The organism is Endozoicomonas sp. Mp262, assembly GCF_025643335.1.
Lineage (GTDB): Bacteria > Pseudomonadota > Gammaproteobacteria > Pseudomonadales > Endozoicomonadaceae > Endonucleibacter.
Genome location: NZ_CP092489.1, coordinates 3,758,685 through 3,777,478, shown reverse-complemented (window position 1 = coordinate 3,777,478; position 18,794 = coordinate 3,758,685). Strand labels below are relative to the sequence as shown.

General features: G+C 46.8%; 21 protein-coding genes and 1 pseudogene. 5 read left to right on the top strand and 17 right to left on the bottom strand.

Features of this window, described 5'->3' with window-relative positions; genetic code table 11:
* Positions 1–9: 9 nt before the first annotated feature.
* Complete coding sequence (locus tag MJ595_RS16435) at positions 10–561, bottom strand: transposase (protein WP_263079064.1); 552 nt, start codon at positions 559–561, stop codon at positions 10–12.
* Positions 562–678: 117 nt separating this feature from the next.
* Here MJ595_RS16435 and MJ595_RS16430 point away from each other — a divergent pair, with 117 nt between their 5' ends.
* A complete protein-coding gene (locus tag MJ595_RS16430) occupies positions 679–2,013 on the top strand; it encodes a transposase (RefSeq protein ID WP_263078000.1) in 1,335 nt (444 codons plus the stop codon).
* Between the two features lie 28 nt (positions 2,014–2,041).
* Here the strand turns inward: MJ595_RS16430 and MJ595_RS16425 are convergent, their stop codons facing one another.
* Together MJ595_RS16425 and MJ595_RS16420 are read right to left on the bottom strand one after the other, a co-directional pair.
* Positions 2,042–2,692, bottom strand: a complete 651-nt coding sequence (locus tag MJ595_RS16425; RefSeq protein ID WP_263079062.1) for a hypothetical protein — start codon at positions 2,690–2,692, stop codon at positions 2,042–2,044.
* A gap of 57 nt (positions 2,693–2,749) precedes the next feature.
* Positions 2,750–3,430: a hypothetical protein gene (locus MJ595_RS16420; protein ID WP_263079061.1), complete on the bottom strand. Its 681-nt coding sequence runs from the start codon at positions 3,428–3,430 to the stop codon at positions 2,750–2,752.
* Positions 3,431–3,701: 271 nt separating this feature from the next.
* Between MJ595_RS16420 and MJ595_RS16415 the strand changes: the two genes are divergently transcribed.
* Complete coding sequence (locus MJ595_RS16415; RefSeq protein ID WP_263079059.1) at positions 3,702–4,538, top strand: S1-like domain-containing RNA-binding protein; 837 nt, start codon at positions 3,702–3,704, stop codon at positions 4,536–4,538.
* Positions 4,539–4,792: 254 nt separating this feature from the next.
* Here the strand turns inward: MJ595_RS16415 and MJ595_RS16410 are convergent, their stop codons facing one another.
* Genes MJ595_RS16410 through MJ595_RS16360 form a run of 11 tightly spaced genes read right to left on the bottom strand, consistent with a single transcriptional unit; the run spans position 4,793 to position 12,111 of the window.
* Complete coding sequence (locus MJ595_RS16410; protein ID WP_263079057.1) at positions 4,793–5,398, bottom strand: HrpE/YscL family type III secretion apparatus protein; 606 nt, start codon at positions 5,396–5,398, stop codon at positions 4,793–4,795.
* Complete coding sequence (locus MJ595_RS16405) at positions 5,377–6,063, bottom strand: Yop proteins translocation protein K (protein WP_263079056.1); 687 nt, start codon at positions 6,061–6,063, stop codon at positions 5,377–5,379. Before MJ595_RS16405 ends, MJ595_RS16410 begins: the two co-directional genes overlap by 22 nt.
* Positions 6,056–6,886, bottom strand: coding sequence for a type III secretion inner membrane ring lipoprotein SctJ (gene sctJ / locus MJ595_RS16400; RefSeq protein WP_263079055.1), 831 nt, complete (start codon positions 6,884–6,886; stop codon positions 6,056–6,058). Before sctJ ends, MJ595_RS16405 begins: the two co-directional genes overlap by 8 nt.
* Positions 6,887–6,922: 36 nt before the next feature.
* A complete protein-coding gene (gene sctI, locus MJ595_RS16395) occupies positions 6,923–7,267 on the bottom strand; it encodes a type III secretion system inner rod subunit SctI (protein WP_263079054.1) in 345 nt (114 codons plus the stop codon).
* Positions 7,261–7,545 (bottom strand): hypothetical protein, encoded by a 285-nt coding sequence (locus MJ595_RS16390; RefSeq protein ID WP_263079053.1) that lies wholly within the window; start codon positions 7,543–7,545, stop codon positions 7,261–7,263. Before MJ595_RS16390 ends, sctI begins: the two co-directional genes overlap by 7 nt.
* Entirely contained in the window at positions 7,535–7,918 is a 384-nt protein-coding gene (locus tag MJ595_RS16385) for a hypothetical protein (RefSeq protein ID WP_263079052.1), read from the bottom strand. The genes MJ595_RS16390 and MJ595_RS16385 overlap by 11 nt, the downstream gene beginning before the upstream one ends.
* 2 nt (positions 7,919–7,920) lie before the next feature.
* The gene (sctF, locus tag MJ595_RS16380; protein WP_263079051.1) at positions 7,921–8,196 is read right to left on the bottom strand and encodes a type III secretion system needle filament subunit SctF; all 276 of its coding nucleotides are present in this window, start codon (positions 8,194–8,196) and stop codon (positions 7,921–7,923) included.
* Positions 8,197–8,245: 49 nt separating this feature from the next.
* Positions 8,246–8,470, bottom strand: a complete 225-nt coding sequence (locus tag MJ595_RS16375; RefSeq protein WP_263079050.1) for an EscE/YscE/SsaE family type III secretion system needle protein co-chaperone — start codon at positions 8,468–8,470, stop codon at positions 8,246–8,248.
* Positions 8,457–9,821: a type III secretion system inner membrane ring subunit SctD gene (sctD, locus tag MJ595_RS16370; protein ID WP_263079048.1), complete on the bottom strand. Its 1,365-nt coding sequence runs from the start codon at positions 9,819–9,821 to the stop codon at positions 8,457–8,459. The genes MJ595_RS16375 and sctD overlap by 14 nt, the downstream gene beginning before the upstream one ends.
* A gap of 56 nt (positions 9,822–9,877) precedes the next feature.
* The gene (gene sctC, locus MJ595_RS16365; RefSeq protein ID WP_263079047.1) at positions 9,878–11,683 is read right to left on the bottom strand and encodes a type III secretion system outer membrane ring subunit SctC; all 1,806 of its coding nucleotides are present in this window, start codon (positions 11,681–11,683) and stop codon (positions 9,878–9,880) included.
* Complete coding sequence (locus tag MJ595_RS16360) at positions 11,680–12,111, bottom strand: hypothetical protein (RefSeq protein ID WP_263079046.1); 432 nt, start codon at positions 12,109–12,111, stop codon at positions 11,680–11,682. Before MJ595_RS16360 ends, sctC begins: the two co-directional genes overlap by 4 nt.
* A gap of 367 nt (positions 12,112–12,478) precedes the next feature.
* On the opposite strand from MJ595_RS16360, the gene MJ595_RS16355 reads away from it, so the two are divergent.
* The 3 genes and pseudogenes from MJ595_RS16355 to MJ595_RS16345 form a co-directional block, all read left to right on the top strand.
* Positions 12,479–13,174: an AraC family transcriptional regulator gene (locus MJ595_RS16355; RefSeq protein ID WP_263079045.1), complete on the top strand. Its 696-nt coding sequence runs from the start codon at positions 12,479–12,481 to the stop codon at positions 13,172–13,174.
* Positions 13,175–13,272: 98 nt separating this feature from the next.
* Positions 13,273–14,748, top strand: coding sequence for a hypothetical protein (locus tag MJ595_RS16350; RefSeq protein WP_263079044.1), 1,476 nt, complete (start codon positions 13,273–13,275; stop codon positions 14,746–14,748).
* A gap of 28 nt (positions 14,749–14,776) precedes the next feature.
* Positions 14,777–14,983: pseudogene (locus MJ595_RS16345) on the top strand (AraC family transcriptional regulator); the annotation flags it as partial.
* Between the two features lie 134 nt (positions 14,984–15,117).
* Here the strand turns inward: MJ595_RS16345 and MJ595_RS16340 are convergent.
* From MJ595_RS16340 to xdhA, 3 genes are read right to left on the bottom strand one after another with little or no spacing between them, the layout of a single operon-like run.
* On the bottom strand, positions 15,118–15,618 hold the full coding sequence (locus tag MJ595_RS16340; RefSeq protein WP_263079043.1) for a 2Fe-2S iron-sulfur cluster-binding protein: 501 nt from the start codon (positions 15,616–15,618) through the stop codon (positions 15,118–15,120).
* A complete protein-coding gene (gene xdhB / locus MJ595_RS16335) occupies positions 15,615–16,502 on the bottom strand; it encodes a xanthine dehydrogenase FAD-binding subunit XdhB (protein WP_263079042.1) in 888 nt (295 codons plus the stop codon). The genes MJ595_RS16340 and xdhB overlap by 4 nt, the downstream gene beginning before the upstream one ends.
* A gap of 12 nt (positions 16,503–16,514) precedes the next feature.
* Positions 16,515–18,794 (bottom strand): xanthine dehydrogenase molybdenum-binding subunit XdhA, encoded by a 2,280-nt coding sequence (xdhA, locus tag MJ595_RS16330; RefSeq protein WP_263079039.1) that lies wholly within the window; start codon positions 18,792–18,794, stop codon positions 16,515–16,517.

Genomic DNA, 18,794 nt, shown 5'->3' with positions numbered 1-18,794 from the left:
ATAGTGATTCTATGTACGGGACAAAACTTTAAGTAAAATCTGAAAATCAATCTGATCACTTTTTGAACATCCATTCTTCAAAACTCTTCGGAGCATATCCAACCCCAGTCGGAACAGGCTTTTGGCTGGTCGCCAGTGCTTATTGAGAGGCAGCCCTTCCGCTTCCCCGTATTTCCAATGCCCTGCTATCAGACACCAGGCAAATGCCAGTGCAAGAACCCCCATCAGCTTATCCATACGGTCAAGCTCAGTCATATGAGTCGATTCAAGGTCAAATCCCCTGCTTTTAAGGCAGCCAAACAGAGTCTCAATAGACCAGCGCTTATAATAGTCTTCGATCATAGTTTCAGGTTTCTTCGTTGCCACTACAATCAAAAGACCTTTTATCGTGCGTCTGGCAGCGATATATAAACAGACACCAGATACTTTACGCTTGGTGAACCAAGTTTCTGTCTGATTGAGTTTTACATTCCTGAATAGTTGTTTGGCATTAATGTCTTTACCACAGCTACCAAGAACAGGAGTGTCTTCCTTTATTCGAAGCCGACAGATAATCAGCAATTCCCGCAGACTTGATTAAAGCCCTTAATAACAAGGGCTGTAGCTTGGTAGCCTCTTGCTAAAATCGCAGACTATCCGGTAGAATTTCACCACAATAATAATAACGATGCTCATGTTGTGCCGCTAACGAAACCAAGAACCATTGCTGAAAAACTGCTCAAAATAGTCTCTGATGAAGCGGGTCAAATTCCAGACTTTCGCAAGAAAAGCCAACATGACAAAATTGTCCTTCATGATGCGGTCATGAGTGGCCTGGCAGTCATGCACCTGAAATACCCTTCATTACTGGCTTTTGATCAGGATTGTGTCAATAACCCAGATAGGCTCAAGAACTTAAAGTCGATGTACAATGTCAGCTGTGTCCCCAGTGATACCTATCTGAGGGATCTGATTGACCCTATCGAAACACGCTATTTAAGGAAGTTCTTTACCCGCCTGTTTGCCTTTGTGCAACGATCTGGGCGGCTTAAGCAGTTCACTTATTTTGAGGAAGGGTATCTTGCGCCTATCGATGGTACGGGGCACTTTTGCTCAGGGAAGATTAGTTGTCCTGAGTGTTGTGTAAAAAAGCCAGGCAGCAAAAATCCGCAATACTACCATCAGTTACTGGCCTGCTGTCTGGTAAAGCCGGGCAAGAAAGAAGTATTACCTTTAATGCCTGAACCCATCATCAAACAAGTTGATGCGTCAAAGAATGATTGTGAGAAGGTAGCGCTCAAGCGGCTATTGGCGAATTTATCCAGAGAGCATCCGCACCTGCCACTGGTTCTGACTTTTGATGACCTGTACTCAGATGGACCGACCATCAAGTTGGTAAAGTCCTTTGGCTATAGCTTCATTATGGTGGCAAAGGATTCAACCCATGAGTCGTTATACCAGGCCGTCGATGAGCTGGATTGTGCAGACAAAGTGGTGCGCTATGAATATACCGATGATAAAGGGTTTACGCACTGGTTCCGGTTTGTGAATGGTGCCCCCATTAACAAGTCACACCCGGATGTGCTGGTTAACTTTCTCGAATATATAGAAATTGATCCAGAGGGCAACAAGAAGTACGTCAACACCTGGGTCACGGACATTGAGCTTTCAGCCGAGAACGTGAATAAATTCATGCGAGGAGCACGCGCTAAATGGAAAATTGAAAACGAAACGTTCAATACACTGAAAACACAGGGCTACCATCTCGAACACAATTACGGGCACGGAAAGCAGCATCTGGCCAGCAATCTGGCATGCCTGACTTTTACGGCCTTCCTCATCAACCAGATAGAACAACTGTCTTGCAAGCTCTTCCAGGAAGCGCTCAAGATAAAAAAGTCTAAAAAGGCATTCTGGCATGCCATACGAGGGCTGTTTGACTGGTTCTGCATTGATAACTGGACAGACGTATTTACAGCTATCATTGAAGGGCGAAGTGTGAGCTTGAAGTTGCTGACTGTCGATACGACATAGAGCGTTGATGTTAGCCCTGTGACCTGTGTTACCTGTCATTAAAACCGACTGCCGATATAGCAGCAGTCTGGCTCTGTTCATCCGCGATAAAATCATTTTTAATTAACTGAAAATGTGCCAGCCGGAATCTGGTTTGCGGGAATTGCTGACAGATAATGCCTTGCTCATCCAGCCACTTAAACCAATCACGGCCAACAAACTCCCGGTCGGCGAGCAGTTCATCAATCTTGTCTGCCGGGATCAACGCCAGCACTCTCTTCATGATGGCTATGCGCTCGGCGGTATTAGAGTTGCCGCCTGACTTATCCAGACATACCCAGGCGATAGGAATGGCAGCACCCTGCCAGGCAATTGAAACCACCAGATAGTTGACGTGATGAGAGCCAAATTTCCAGTTAGTTCTATCCATGCAGAGTGTGTAGGTGGTGAGACTCAGCCAATGTAAAATCAACCGTCCGAGCTGCTCATAGCAATATGTGTAGCCTGAAAAAAATCGTTTTATGCGCCGATAGCTGGAGTCTTCCAGCGCTTTGCTCTGGAACTCTTCTGCCACACGGCAAAGGTTGCAGGAGCGTGCCCTTATGAGAGCAAGTATGAACTGGGCAAGAAATATAATCCGGGCTTGATGCCAGGGGAGATGAGCTTTAAGCTCTTGGGCTAATGAGCTGACGTCTTCCATGTACGACTACGGTAACTGTACGGAGGTTAGGACCATACAGGTTACTCTACATGGGCGTCAGCTCATACCCCTTGGTTTTTCTAGCTTTCCTGATTTTTGTCCCGTACACAGATAGTGATTGTTATTATCGCCGCAATAAGGAAAGACGTCATCTAGTCTCAAAGGTACTACCTGTTGACTTGCGTCCAGCAGATTATTAATGTTTTGATGGGGAAATATCAACATTTCAGGATAAAAACGATCATCTCTTCTTGTCAGAGGCATTAGCCACTTATCGAGATAGCCCTCGGGATGAATGTGATAATTCTTTTGGCTGCCAGCCTTAAACAGTTTATCAAGTAAATCATTTATAACTCGTTGATAAAAAATACCTATAAACAGTTTTAGCTGGCTATCACCCTCAATTGAAACCGGCTTGTCAGAGATACGCCGCCCCGCCTTGTCATACACTGGAGTCGGGCAACAATAATGACAATACCCTGACGTATTGTCTAACCTCGGCTCGAGATTTTCTGTAAGAAACACTATGCCAGAATCAGCGTAGAGGCAATTAATTACTTTTTGACAACCTGTTATTTTTGTTTTATTGCCTGTATTTGTATAAACTCTTTTAGCGCAACAGGGAAGGGTTGCATAAACATTGTATGAGATTAACACCAGAGGGATGTCAATTACTACCAAGAAAAGCAAACGACGAAAAAGCTCCTTCGCACTTTTTTTCTTCTGCACAGTATCCATGGTTGTATATTTTCTCCCGTAAGCGGTGATGTATAAGCATGCCTCCCACCAAGCAATGGTAGTCCAACCGGCTGATTTTGCTTACTTTTTTACCTGGATTTTTAATAATAAAGGACTCATTTTTTTCGGCTTTTTCCTACAGACCCCACTATTACACTAGCCCAACCCTATGACTATCATTTGATTGCTGTTACGAAAGACAATAGTCATGTAGTGATAAACAGCAATAGGCATTATACTCCGCCTCCTCCTAACTTAATCAGGCTTAACCATGGCGAAAATCGGCCAAGTAAACCGTTTAAAAGTTGTTAACCTATTAGACTTTGGTGCCTTTCTTGACGGAGGACTACTGGAAGATATCCTGATGCCCCGCCGTTTCGTACCTGAAGAGTGCAAAGTTGGCGATGAGCTGGATGTATTCATCTACCTTGATTCGGATGATATCCCTATTGCCACAACCCTTCGCCCAAAAGCCCAGGCAGGGCAATTTGCCTGCCTTAAGGTAACAGACACAAACCGGGTAGGTGCATTCCTCGACTGGAACATGCCAAAAGACCTGCTCGTACCTTTCAGCGAACAGAAGGAGAGAATGGAAAAAGACCGCTTTTATACAGTATATGTTTATCAGGAGAAGCAAAACTATCGAATGGTTGCGTCTTCAAAAATCAATAAATTTCTTAGCACTCAACCTCACCGCTATCGTAACGGGCAGGAGGTATCCCTGATGATCTGTGATAAAACAGATATAGGCTATACCGCTATCGTTGATAATCAATATATGGGTGTTCTATTTCACCAGGATCTGGATCAGCCAGTGCGGATGGGAATGAAATTCCAGGGTTATATCAAACGGGTTCGACCTGATAAAAAACTGGATCTCTGCCTGAAAAAACCGGGATTTAATCAAGCAGGTATCAATGAGCTGGAGCAAAAAATCCTGGACAACCTAAAGAATAATGACAGTTTTTTACCCTTTAATGACCGCAGCGAACCCGATACCATTAAAAAAGTCTTTGGCTCCAGTAAGCGCAGCTTTAAAATGGCATTGGGTGGCCTGTATAAAAAACGTCTGATTACCATAAAAGAAGACGGTATCCATCTTCTATAATGTAGTGATTGAATATACTGAAACACCGGTATACATTCCCAGCAAGAAAGGGTGTCTCGAAGGATGTTTTGATTCACCACAGAGGCAAAGAGAGTACAGAGGCTTATTGTTTTTAGAGCATGAAAACTCCGTGTCCTCGGTGTCTCTGTGGTGAAAAGAAAGAGAGACAACTCCCGGTTTTTCACGCTTAACTGAGTTTTGCGATAACCCCAGAAAGGGTGTCGCAACACCCTCGAGACACCAGTCCGAATAAGCTACAGTCGGCTAGCCGCATGCTCCAGGGCCGCTAGCTGTGAAGAGAGGGTTGCCTGAATGTTACCCAGATCAGTTTCCAGAATGCAACCTGCCTCCTCTACCATGCTATCTTTCTGAACCTCCAGATATTCCATATCAGAGTAACGTTGTTTAATCTCTGCCAGCTGACACTTTAGTACCTGGGCATTGTCCGGGTGTACCCTCAAAATAGCCCGACTGCACTTATTCTGATGCAATGCTTGCTCTATCAGTTTCCGTGTTAATTCCTGATTATCAAACTGACCAATCACCTTACTAACGGTTTCCATCACAAGTTGTGCCAATTGAGGTTCCAGTGATTTCAACCGCTGCCGACAGTGGGCCAAAGTTGCCATAATTTCTGAGGCCTGCTCTACTTTTGCCTGATTAATGCCTTCCTCGTACCCGCGCTGTTTCTCACACTGATAAATGCTCTCAGCATCCTTAATCATTCGTTGATATTGGTTTTGTGCCGCTTCAACAATTTTCCCGGCTTCCAGATACCGGCTGTATTCCTCGGCTTTTAAGACCTTAATGCCGGGAGCTAGCTGAAAACAGTCGGGGCTTAATTCAATAAATACAGGCATTGGGGTGTTGCTACCTTGGTCACTTTCCTTAACAGTTGTAATAAACGAGCATCATCACTGAACCGAGTCTGTTCCCCTTGGGAAAAATAAACCTCAAAACAGGCTGGAAACTTCAGTTTTAAGCGAGTAGCCAGTGCACTTCTTTTTTCTGGAAGGAGTGCTGTCAGCAATTCCAATCCACTGGTATCAAGGGCATACAACAACTCATTATCATTCTGGGGCAACGCTGTTTTTTTTAACAGATGTGCTGGCCATTGACTGAGCAATAAGGGTGCTGCATTGACTGCAAATTCATAGGCCTTATCCCCCAGGCACTGACGCACCCGGTCACGTTGCTCCCGCCATATTATTTGCCGAAGGGCAGGATTCCAGCGGGCTAATCCGCAGTAACGGATAATTTGCTGCAAATGACAGGGATCAGCCAAAGCAAGCCAGGAAACAGCATTGGGAAATTCAAATACCCACTGCTCACCCAATCCCAACTTATCTATTAACCACTGGTTGCCTTCATCCGGACACTGACTAAAAACCTCAACAAGCTCAGTATCAACCCTTAACTCAGAAAACCAGCCTTGCTGGATATAAGTCAATGGCCGAAAGTTAAAGTCATGAATCCTCGGCCAGTGCTCACTATCAGTCAAAGCAGCAAATGCGGCCTTATCCATGGCTGTCCTGTTGTCTGTTCTGCCGTTGATACCAGAAGAAAAAACCTGCGGGAATGGCTAATATCAAGCCAATCAGCGATAGAATAAGAATAATAAAAGCAGTGCTGGAGCTTTTTTCCACTCGAATAAACAGGAATTCATTCCAACTCTTTTCGGGCGCCAGATCCGCAGCACTATCGCTGGGAAAGAAAACCACACTGATATTATCATATTTTAGACTTGACACTGCCTTGCTAACCAGAAGCTTGATCTGCGGGGTATAGCCACTCACCTCAACACTGGCATTATGCTTGATAAAAACCGATGCCGAAGCCTCATCTATTTCATTTCCTTTATTTCTTTTGTTCTCGGAATGAGGCAAAACCAGGTGAACCCTGGCACTCAACACCCCATCAATTTCTGCAAGCGTTGCCGCCAACTCCTGACTTTTGGCATAGGTAAATCGGGCCTGTTCTTCCAAAGGAGACTTGATAAGCGTGTCCTGGGGAAATAATCCGGGCACGGTATCAAACTGTTCCCGGGGAAAGCCTGCCCGATTGAGAATACTGATGGCCTCCGCCTGGTCACTGTTACTGACCCTGATGGTCACCTTTCCCCCTTTAACTGTGACCTTATCAACACTGATATGGTGCTTCTGGAGCAATACCAGCATGGCATTGGCCTCTTTTTCTGAAAGGCCGCTATATAACTCGGACTTACAGCCGGTTAGCAACAGTACTGCACACAGCAATAATGTCACCGGTCGGGCACAAAGCTGCCTTATATGAAAAAAACCTCTCCCCCCGATCCTGGAGGCAAAAAGCGGGGCGTGCAGGGTGGGCATACAGGCCAAACGCCTCATATTACTTCCTTACATTAATCACTGCATTTTCAGCAATGTTTCCAGATTCTGGTTTGACTTACCTGCCGTTTTAGCCAGCAAATCCTGCTGTAACGTCAGGGAGCTTACTTGAAACTGCAACTGCAGCATTTCAGCAGGGCTACTGAGTTCAGAGGCACTCTGGGTAATGGACTCAACTTTCTGATTATAGGACTCCCGAATATCGCCCAATCCCTCAATCACATCCTGCCCCAGACTATCACCATGGTTTCCAGCAAAAGCCTGTTCAAACTGTTCCACTGCCACTTCATCAACCTGGCTTGAGCTATCTGTCAGCTCCAGGGCTGACTGGGTGACAGCAGAAATACCTTCAGTACCTACCATTGCTCTTTTTCAACCTCAATTCGGTTATTCATGAGTGCATCCACACACATGTTAGCCTGGAATTTTCTGACATCTTCCTGAGTTGCCGACGGAGAAGCTACTTCTGAATGATATTCAGCTGCGGCAGGTACATGACCAGCCATCAATTTTTCAAAATCCTGTTGATCACGGGAGTTTACTGATGGTGTGGAAGTAGCTCTCCGGCCAGATTGAAATACATCTTCAGGGGATCCGGGTGGTAATACCCCTGGAGATTTATTGCCAATACTAGAAACCATAAGGACCACCGCCTCCTTTAAAGTCCTGGCGTAAATGGCTTGCCATCTCCGCCAGGGTTCCTCCGGCACGTTCACACCGCTGCAGATAGAACTCTGCCGAGCGAAACTGACCCTGTTTTAAATTAACCAGCGCCATAAAAGCATCAGCCTCGCAGGCTCCTTCCGTTTCGCTGATAAACGGCACCAGTGTTTTACCTGCCTCATCCAGCCGGTTCTGGCTAATCAGCGTCAAAACTCTCCCTATGGCTATGGGTAAAGGCTGACATTCATTCAGTTCCAGGGCTTTCAGGATGGTTTCAGCTTCCTGGTGCAGGCCATGACCTGCGCCCACAAAAGCTGTTTCCACTAATAAACGACGCAGTTCTACATCCATAATCAGATCTTCTGAATAATGCCGGACATAAGGTCTTTAATAGAGCGGTTAGTACTGGCCGCCAGGTTATAGGATATAGACCACTGGTTCAGGGCATGCTGAACGTTGGCCAATGCTGCCGGATCCAGCTTGCCGCCGGTATCGGTCTCCAGCGCCTTAAGCTTTTCGGCAACATCTGCATCGGCAGTTTCGACAGCTTTCTTCGCCGCATTCACAGCCGCGTCCAGGTTAACATTACTGTCTTTGTAATAAATACCTGCTGGTGCTGTATCGGCCATATCATTTACTCCTTATGAATAATCAATGCAATCAACCTGACCCAAAAGCTTAATAACCTTTAGAGTCACTCAAATTATATACCGCTTGCTTAAGAATGATTCCGGCAGCTGCCAAAGCCTCACTTAATGCTTTATACCGCTTGTACTCATCGGGTCGACACCCCTGATTAAGTATCCGGTTAACCCTCATCCCTTCATGATTGAGCTGATCAAGTAGCTTCAATTGATAATGACCTGTCGCATCCTGTTTTAGCTGCTCTTCAAGAGTGGTCATTAAGAGTGTATCTTTGGTCATTGGCATAGGTATCCAGCGAGAAAAAAACGGTATCTGCCCCCCGGCTCAGGGTCACACCATTCCGGGATATTTCTTTAATCCGATAACCATTGGGTAGTTTAGCGCCAACCAAATACTTCTGATTATCAGCCATCACCAGAAAGGGCACCTCTCCCAGGTTCACGCCCTTAACCGGCAACTTGCCAGTGGCCAGTCTTCTGGGGGATACCGACAGTTCTGGTGTGTACCCATACTGTTGCCGGAATGCCTCGGCAGCCTGATAAAAGGATTGAAGTTCCTTCGGTTCTAATAAACCCAGCGCCTTTATGGAACCATTCACCTTTTTCAGCTGGAGCCGCCCTTCCAGGCCAGCCTTTGCCAACATTAAATTAAAGGCCTTGATTCTATTTTCTCTATCACTGAAATCCACCTTCCAGGCTTTCAGTCCAGGAATATCATTATCCAGTATTCTTTCCAGATCCTGCCAGCGACTCCGATCGCTGACAGTGCCGGTTAATAACACAGTGCCGGGTTTCTTACCCGCCTGAACATCAATATGGGTATAGCCCACTTCATCAAGGGCAAAATCCACAGACCGGATAATACTGTTCATGACTTTAATCCGGCTTTTATAACGAATACCCAAGGCCTTTAGCTGTTTTGTCAGCTCGATTTTATCTTGCTTGCTATTGACATACCCGGTCAGCTCAACCCTTCTTTTACCCTTATTCCAGGTCATGGCAACATCGGTTAAATTCAACTGCCTTGTCAGCTGCTGGCTTTTTTCCAGCGGTGATAACACCACATCTTTAGCGGCTTTTACATGGTTATCATTGAACCAGAACACACTGACAATAATAAGCAGCACAGGTATGGCAATAATCCGTGATAATCGCTTTACTCCTGCTCCATTAAACGCCTTGCCTAGCCTATTGATGGGCAGTTCCACTTTGTCATCAATTTCGTTAGTAACCACTTCAGCAGACGGCACAGACCGGCTCTGTTCATCTCGGGAAGGCTTTAGCTCAGGCCATGGGTGATCACCGCATGTCAGCGCCAAATCCACTCCGCCCGCTGAAACAACAGTGCCCTCTATAATTTCTACAGTTCCCTGCTTACAGGTTTCTCCATTAATAGCCATTGCAGCATGATCAGCCATTAGGGAAACCAGTAACTGTCCCTGATCGGTCACATCCAGCAAAAGATGGACAGGCGCTAAATCACTCCCCTTGAGTACCAGATCTGCCTCGAGGTCATCACTGCCCAGCGTCGTTTTCCCACAGGGCAACTGAAGCTCTGTGCCCTGATGAGGGCCAGATAATATTTTCAGTTTCCAGACACTGTTATTCATACTCTGCATTCTGCTGTTACCGGATCGCCTATACACTACAGCCTGATTATTTACATCTAGCTTGCATGAGCTGCCGAACCCGACAGGATACGTAATCCCTGGCTTCCGTCAGCGGTTGTACATCCCATTTCCTGAACAGGATATCCCTGGGATTTTAACAGTGCCTTCAAGGTACCAGCCACAGAGTTCGGATAACAGGCGGTTCCTTCAGGATTAGTTTCTTTCACCACCTTACGGGGTGGGATATCCAGTTTCTCACCAGAAATCACGCTCTGACCCAGCAACAATTGCTCTTCACTATGATCGGCTACATTATTCATTTTGCCCGGCTCCAGAATTCTCGGTTGCAATAGAAACAGCCGGACGGTCTGCTCCACTTTATGGCTTTTACTTCTGAACAATTTACCCAGTAAGGGAATGTCGCCCAAAACCGGAATTTTATTTTCCCCATCAATGACAACATCCCGGAAATACCCCCCAATCAGCAGGCTTTCATTTTCATTAATGGTGGCCAAAGTATCGATCATCGTCCGGTTAACCAAAGGCAGCTGTGTACCGGATACTTTGTCATTGGATGCCTGGGCACCGTCTTCAATATGAATTTTCAACGCCACCTGTTTTTTCCCGGGCGTTTCAACAATACGCGGGCGAAGGTTCAGAACCGTGCCATAGTCAACGGACTCCAGCTTAACGGCCTCCTTACCCTGCAGGGGAACATAAAATGTACTGCTAAAGTCCAATACTGCTTCAGTGTTGTTTTGAGTCAGGATAGCAGGTCTTGAGGCAATGCGAGCCTTACCTTTCTGGCTCAAAAGCTTCACTCTGGAAACAAAGTTGGTGATATTGCTTCCTACCACCGTAACTGGATCCAGTCCACCTGGAGTAACAAACTCAAGACTATTGCCACCACCCAGATTATGGCTAAAGTTCCAGTCAACACCCAGCTCATCCAGATTGCCCGCATTAACATCAATAATAGACAGGCCAATCTCAACCTGAGACTGTGGCTGATCCAATTCAGCTATCAAGGTACGATAAAGAGCCATTCGCTCGGGGCTATCCTGAATCAGGATGGCATTCATCTGAGGTATCGCTTCTATCCTTGCACTTTTAGGGGCACGAGTAACCGCAGTACTTGCCTGCCGACTTTTTTGCTCTTTCCCTACAGATGTCTTGCTTTCTGCCACCTGGCTGGCAACGGGTTGCTCTTGATGACTGATCAGCACCGTCTTGAGGATACTCGCCACCCCAGGCGATGACATTTTCTTGTCCCGCATTTGATACTGACGGTCAGAGGCGGAGGCATGCTTCAGTGGAAAAATTTCAATGACCAGGCTATTACTGCCCTGCTCAACCGCCTGACGATCAATAAATTCTGCCGTCTGGCTGACCAGGTTAACAAAACCGGGAGGGCCTGACAGATATAACACCCCCTGATCAGACAGTTCTCTCCAACGGAACCGCTCATCCCACATACCTGCCCGTTTAAGCATTTTTTCAAGCTCAGCGGGCTTCAGGCTTTTAAGCGTTAATAAGCGACTTTGTGCCTCATGATTTTTCGAAAGGTTGAGCACTTTTCCATCGTAATACCAGGTCAGGTCGTAGAGTTTACTGACTTGATTCAGGAACTCTTCTGCACGAACACTTTTAAAGCTGCCATTGGCGATATCTTTGATAGCCGGGCTTACTGTCACCGAAATTTTATAGTTAGAAGCAAAGCTGTTAATAACATCTGTTAACGGTTCACCATTGGCATAGTATTCAAAAGGCCGGGAAGCACCGGGGAGTTTAGCCAGTACTGAGCCAGAGAAAGCGAATAAAACAAATACTGCCGCCTGTATCCAGGTAAACGTTTTAATCATGGGCGAATAAATCCATGGTGCTGCCAGGTAATCGACTCCTTCCGCTCCAGCAGTGGGTACAAATAAGTAGCAAATGTCCCGTGCCTATAAAAAGCGTCAATCAGTTCATCTTCTGTCAAATCTGTGAATTTAATACAGCGCTGAAGCAGAAGCTTACCCTCTTCATCAATCGACACACTCTCTTCATATCCAGCCGCATTAGCCAGCATAGTACGCAGAACTTTTGCAACCTGATCAGTTTCAAGAGACTGGTTATTTTCCAGCCAGGAACCCAACTCTGTTATCAGCCATAGTTGTTGACTGCCGGTAATAACCTGAGCCGATAGCTCTTTATTAATTTCAATGACGTAATGATTTTCTCCAATGGCTTCTGACTGCACTTGCTGCTCCATAATTAATGGAAACAGTTGCTGGATAGTGATATTCACGAGTTCACCTCTTAAGGCAGTCAAAAGTACTAAAAAGGGCGATTAGGGATTTAAAGAGAACGAATTTTAAAAGGCAAACCAACAAGTTTCTTTTAGAATAAGGCGATAAATTTTAGTTTTTTCCCCCAATGTCTATAGACGTGGCAGCCAACGCCAGTGTCATCATTCCTTAACAAAGCCAAGACACTGAATAAAAAAACAAGCACAGGGCAAGAAAAAATACCTAGCAAGATAAGCAACAAACCCTTTCGACCTCTCCCAATATCAGGTATTACACTGAAAATCCCCGCCAGTAAGTCCCTGTTTATTTTTCTTTTTCTAGCATGATACCAGAGCTAAAACGGGTCTATTAAAAAGGGGACGAGTTGTGTTGGAACTTGTTAATGTTGGGACAGTGAAAAGAGAGGAGCTTCTGGGCACCTGTGAAAAAAGCCTGACATCAGAAACTCTGGTTATGGTAGCAACTGGAACAATCAATGTTTCCGGTCCGGATTTTGAGCTAACAATTAACGAACATAATCCCGTTTTGTTACCGGCTGGCACTTATCTTTTATCGAATAAACAAAAACTAAACGAAGATGCCTGTCAATTGATATTTATCTCTCTGTCAGTGAATTTTATTACACATTTAATTGAAAAGTATGGTGCTCTGTTTAATCGTGAGAACAGCTTTCAAGTTTATGGTTATAACCAGTTGCATATCAATCACTTACTGGAACACGCCATTATTCTAATTGCCAACAATATTGTTGAAAAATCACCGGCTAATGCTCATCTGATTGCCTTAAAAGTGGAAGAAATCTTTTTGCTGATGCTAAGCCAACCCCAGGGAGAGCATTTTGAACAAACATTAAAGTGGATCGGTAGCAGCTCTTCCCGTCGGTTGAGACGGTTTATGAATGAGAATTACCGGAAGAACTGGAGTCTTGAGCAGTTTGCATCAGAATTTAATACCAGTCTAAGCAGCTTTAAAAGCCTCTTTAATAAAATTTACAGAACGACACCAAAAGCCTGGATTAATGAAATGCGATTGCAATACGCCTATAACCAACTCGTTGGGTGAAAGTCTCAAATTGACCGAGCTTCTTCAGCTTGCCAACCGGGGAAAGTAGTAGGCAGCTATTTTTTCAATGCTTAAACAGAAGGCAGCCAATCACAGGTATGATGTTGATAGCACACAACACCTTGCCAGTGAGAGGCCGCCCCATGGAAGTATGTCAGCTACGGACTGAAGCCGCCACCATTTCTTGTGATGCGATTCAACGGTTAGGCCACCAATTGCAGGCTCTGCGAGAGTCTGGCAATCCTATCAGGCACTTTGAAGAGTTTGAGCAGACCGTTAATGCTCTCTTTAATCAAGCTCAGCAAGATTTTTTAGCAGAGGCGCTGGCTGAGCTTGATATTGATACCCCAGCTATTGAGGTCAGCGGGATCACTTATAAGCAGGTGTTGCGCAGTTATAAAACCTACCAGACAGCGGTTGGTTCAGTCCGGGTTATGCGAACACTTTACCGTAACGGCAAAGAGCCGTGTATCGTGCCCATGGAGTTGAAAGCCGGGATCGTGGAAGGCTTCTGGACGCCTCGGGCTGCAAAGCAAGCTGCCTGGGTTGTTGCTCAAATGTCTCCCGGTGAAGCAAAAAGCCTCCTTGATCTCATGGGAGGTATGTCTCCCTCAGAAAGCAGTCTTGCTCGTTTCCCCAGGCAATTTAATACTCAGTGGGAACAGCACCGTGAGCCTTTTGAAGAGATGCTTATTGAGAAACTTAACGTGCCCACCAATGCGGTCACAGTAGCCGCCTCCCTGGATGGCGTTATGCTGCCCATGAAAGATGGCAAACGAGTAGAAAAGCGAGCCAGGAGCGCTTCTGAAGGCAAACGGACTCAAGGGCCAACAGGTTGCAAGGAGGCCAGTTGCGGAACTTTGTCGTTTTACGATCAACAGGGGGAGCGTTTATCAACAGTCCGCATAGGACGAATGCCAGAAACTAAAAAACTCACACTCAAGCAGTCTTTGTCAGCACTATTGCAAGAAGCGTTGCGACAAAAGCCACAGCTGTCACTGGTCAAAGTCGCTGATGGCGCCAAGGACAACTGGTCATACCTTTCCCAGGAACTACCAGCGGGTGTTGAGGTTATTGATTACTACCACGCAGCCGATCACCTGAAGAAAGCATTTGACCAGGCTTATGGAGAAAACAGCATCAAGTCCAAAGAAAAGTTTGTCACTTACCGACACGTCCTAAAAGAGGAACTCGATGGGGTTGAGCGCATTATTAAAGCCCTGGCTTATCAGCATAAAAAGCATCCGCGCCGCTCAAAATTAAAGACCGAGCTGGAGTATTTCAGAAAAAATCGCCAGCGTATGCGCTATGCTGAACACTTGTCGAATAACCTTCCGATCGGCTCTGGTGTGGTAGAGGCAGCCTGTAAAACCTTGGTTACCCAGCGGATGAAGTGCTCAGGTATGCGCTGGCGAAATCCGGGTGGTCAGGGCGTATTGACGCTTCGGTCATTAGTTCAGAGCCACTGGTTTGAAAATGGCTGGAAGTTATTTGCTGCAACTTATTGCGGGAAAGTCACCAAGGCTGCTACAAGCAATGTCATACCATTCCCAGAGAAAGGTGGCAGTGTTTAGTTGTGGTCAATATGAGACTTTCACCCAACTCGTTAATACTGATAAAAGCATTATCGATATCGCATTGGAGTCAGGTTTTAATAGCCAGTCCTATTTTACCCAACTTTACAGAAAGCGTTTTAACCAGACGCCCAGTCATTCACGACAGGCAACAGACGAGCAAAAAATAACGGTCAGTAATGAGAACCCATTAAATAACAGGACAGATCTTCCTTATTTTCCAATGACAGCTTAGCCCGTATATGTCATACCCCCGGGCGCTGCGCTGGACTTTGCGGCTCCCGGCAGTCGTGACTGTGACAAAAGTCTGAAATAGATTCGATGCCGTCATCCTATACAGGAATTGTACAGGATGACGGCAGAGAACATTCAGGGTTTTGCCACACTCCCATCTATGGCCTTCTCAACCGCATCCACGATTGTCTGATAACCCGTACATCGACACAAATTACCCGCATGTTCACGGCGGATATCGTCCCGGCTGATGTCTTTTGAATTCTGGCAACAGCCTGCTTTATTCAAACTTTCAACATATGCCGTGGTCTTCATCACCAGTCCGGGTGTACAAAAACCACACTGCACTGCACCTGCATCAACGTAGGCCTGCTGCACTGGCGACAGCACACCCTTTACACTTTCTCCTTCAATCGTGCGAATGGATTTTCCTTCAGTACGTATTGCAAGGGTGATACAACTATTTATTGGCACATCGTCCACCAATACCGTACAGGCACCGCATTCACCCACACCGCAGCCTTCCTTACAGCCATTGAGGCCGTGGACTCTCAAGGCATCCATCAGTGACTGGCGAATATCCACCACCAGTTCTGCCGCTTTGCCATTCAGCTGGCATTGAATAACTTCTTTCATACTCTGTTCTCCAGCTGGCCTCCAGCTCTCACAATGGCCTCAGTAACCACCCGGTGGGCAAGGGTTCGGATAATATGCTCCCTGAAATCCCTGCTGGCACGCCATGAGTTCCTTGGTGAAAGCTCCTCAAGCACCCTGGAAGCGATATCAGCAATCAATTCTCCGGAAACGGGCTGCCCCGTCACCTGTTCTTCAAGCACGTGACAGCGCTTGGGAACAGGAGCAGCCACCGTATAGGCAAGACGCAGGCTTTGAATACGGTTGTCTTTTAAACGACAGGCAGCGGCACAGCCAATAGTGGCAATATCCATGGCTTTCCGCATGGCGTATTTATAGAAATAGCTTCCGGTATCCTGCTGGCTTTCAGGGCTTATGGAGAAACCGGTCACCATTTCATCAGGCTCAAGATGAACCTTGCCCGGCCCGGCGTAAAAGGCTTCCACGGAAACATGCCTGATACCTCTAAGACTTTGCAGGGTGACTTGGGCATCAAATACCAATAAGGGGGCAGCACTGTCAGCACTGGGCGCACCGTTACAGATATTCCCTCCCAGGGTTGCCATATTACGCACCTGTGGGCCACCTATAGACGATGCACCATCAGCCAGTGCTGGCAATAGCCGCCCCTTTCGTAAATAGCTAATAAGCTGTGAAAAGCTGACACCCGAACCTATATGCAGGGTACCATCTGATGCTTTCTTTATATTTGTCAGCTCATTCAAACCATGGATATCAATCAGCGCACTGAAGCCGGGCTTACCTTCACGAAGCCGTATAAGAACATCGGTCCCTCCCGCAATAAGCTTACTGCCCGGGTAATCTGCCAATAACCTGCAAGCGTGCCCAATACTGGTGGCACGATGATATTGTTCTATGGGAAACATCCCTGATCTCCTTCAAATAAGACCTTCAGAGCGAAATGCGGTAAATAACGCTTTAGGCGACATGGGCAGCTGGTTTATGGCAACTCCGGTGGCATCAAGAATGGCGTTCCTGATGGCCGGAGCCACCGAGATCAAAGGCGGTTCCCCCAGTGACTTGTTACCAAAGGCCGAGGTGGGTTCACAGGTTTCAACAAAGGCGCAGCAAATATCAGGAGTGTCCACCATAGTGGCAATTTTGTAATCCAGCAGATTATTGTTGTAGATCCATCCTGATGCCGGGTCCACCAGCAACTCTTCACTGAGTGCACCGGAAATACCCATGCCCACACCACCATAGACCTGTCCGGCCGCCAGGGCGGGATTAATCAGGGTACCTGCGTCGTGAACATTCTGGATATTAAGGATAGAAACCTGGCAAAGGGCAATATCCACTTCTACTTCCACCAGGGTACAACCGTAGGAATAGGCATTGGCAGTCACCTTTCGGGATACCTCTGCGGTCAGCTGCCCACCACGGGTTTTGTGATAGTAGGCATCCAGGGCCAGTTCCCCGATGGTTAAACAACGGGTGCCTTCGGGGCTGATAATAACCCCTTCGGAAAGGGTCAGCTGATCAGTGCTTACTTCCAGCATATCGCTGGCATGGGATAGTATGCGTTTTTTCAGAAGTGTACCGGCCTCAGCCACTGCCCGGGAAGCAACATAGGTTTGCCTTGAAGCAAAGGAACCCGGATCGAAGGGAACCGTGTCGGTATCCTGCGTCGATACCATACGAATTTCAGAGGTAGGGATACCCAGCTGTTCTGCGGCCATCTGGGCAAACACCGTATCAGCCCCCTGCCCTATTTCTGTGGCTCCAACCTGAACAGAGACCCGTCCGTCCTGATTCAGCACCATTCGTGCGCCTGCAATTTCCACCGATACCGGATAAGTGCCACTGCCATAGGAAAAACAGGCAAGGCCAAGACCCCGACGTCTATTACCGGACTTATAAGACCGGTGGCTCTGTTTTTTCTGCTCCCAGCGGAACTGCTCCCGACCTTTAATCAGGCACTCTTCAATGCCTGCACTCTCAATGACCTTTCCGGTCAATGGGTTGATATCACCTGTTCTGGCAACATTTTTCAGACGAAAATCAATACTATCCATCGCTATTTTTCTGGCTGCATCTTCCATAATGCACTCAACAGCAAACACCAGCTGCGGTGAACCATAACCACGCATGGCACCTGCTGCTGGAAGGTTGGAGTAATGGGTCAGGGCATGATAGGCAATGGCAGACTTGGGATATAAGGGTACCACTTTCGAGCCTGCCGCCTTGGCAATGGAATGGCCATGGGAAGCGTAGGCACCGGTATTGGAGGATACATCAATGGCCAGAGCCTTAAGCTGCCCGCCCTCGTTTACAGCACACTCCACATCAACCCGGAACGGATGTCGAATCCGTGTACTGGTCAGGCACTCCTCTCTGGATAAATCAATCATTACAGGAGTGCCTTCCAGTTTCTGAGTCAGAAAGGCCACCATCGGTTCAAGCACAACATCCTGCTTATTACCAAACCCACCACCCACAGCGGGTTTGACAACCTGAATGGTACTTATGGGAAGATCCAGCGCCTCACTGACAATACAACGGCAGATATGGGGAATCTGTGTAGATGACACAATAATAATATGATCCGTATCATCCATATAAGCCCAGGCAACCTGGTTTTCCATATGGCAGTGTTGCACCATCTGGGTTCTGAATTGGCCCTTAAGGCAGTGATCCGCTTCTGAAACAGCCCGCGCTACATCACCGCATTCATAACCATGTTCCCCCACGATATTGCCGCTGTTCCCATGCAGCTCAGACGCCTGACCATTAAGCGCCTGATCATGGTCAAGAATCACCGGATACTCTTCATAGGTGACTTTAATTTTTTTTAATGCCTTTCTGGCAGCCAACTCATCTATCGCTACGACGATGGCAATCTCATCACCGTGATAACGCACATAGTCCGTGAGCAGCAGCCGGTCTGCCTTATCACGGGATTCAGGATCAAGGTTGAATGCATGCCCTGCTGTAGCAAAGGCTTTCTTTGGCACATCAGCATAGGTAAATATCGCTTCTACACCCGCTATTAACAGGGCTTCCGAAACATCAATCCCCACGACTTTGCCGTGAGCAATGGTGCTGCGCAGGTATTTGGCTATGCGTGTACCCGGTAAAGCCAGATCAGCGGTAAAACGACAACGCCCTGTTACCTTGGCTTTGGCATCCAGACGTTCCTGAGGGTATCCAACAGACAT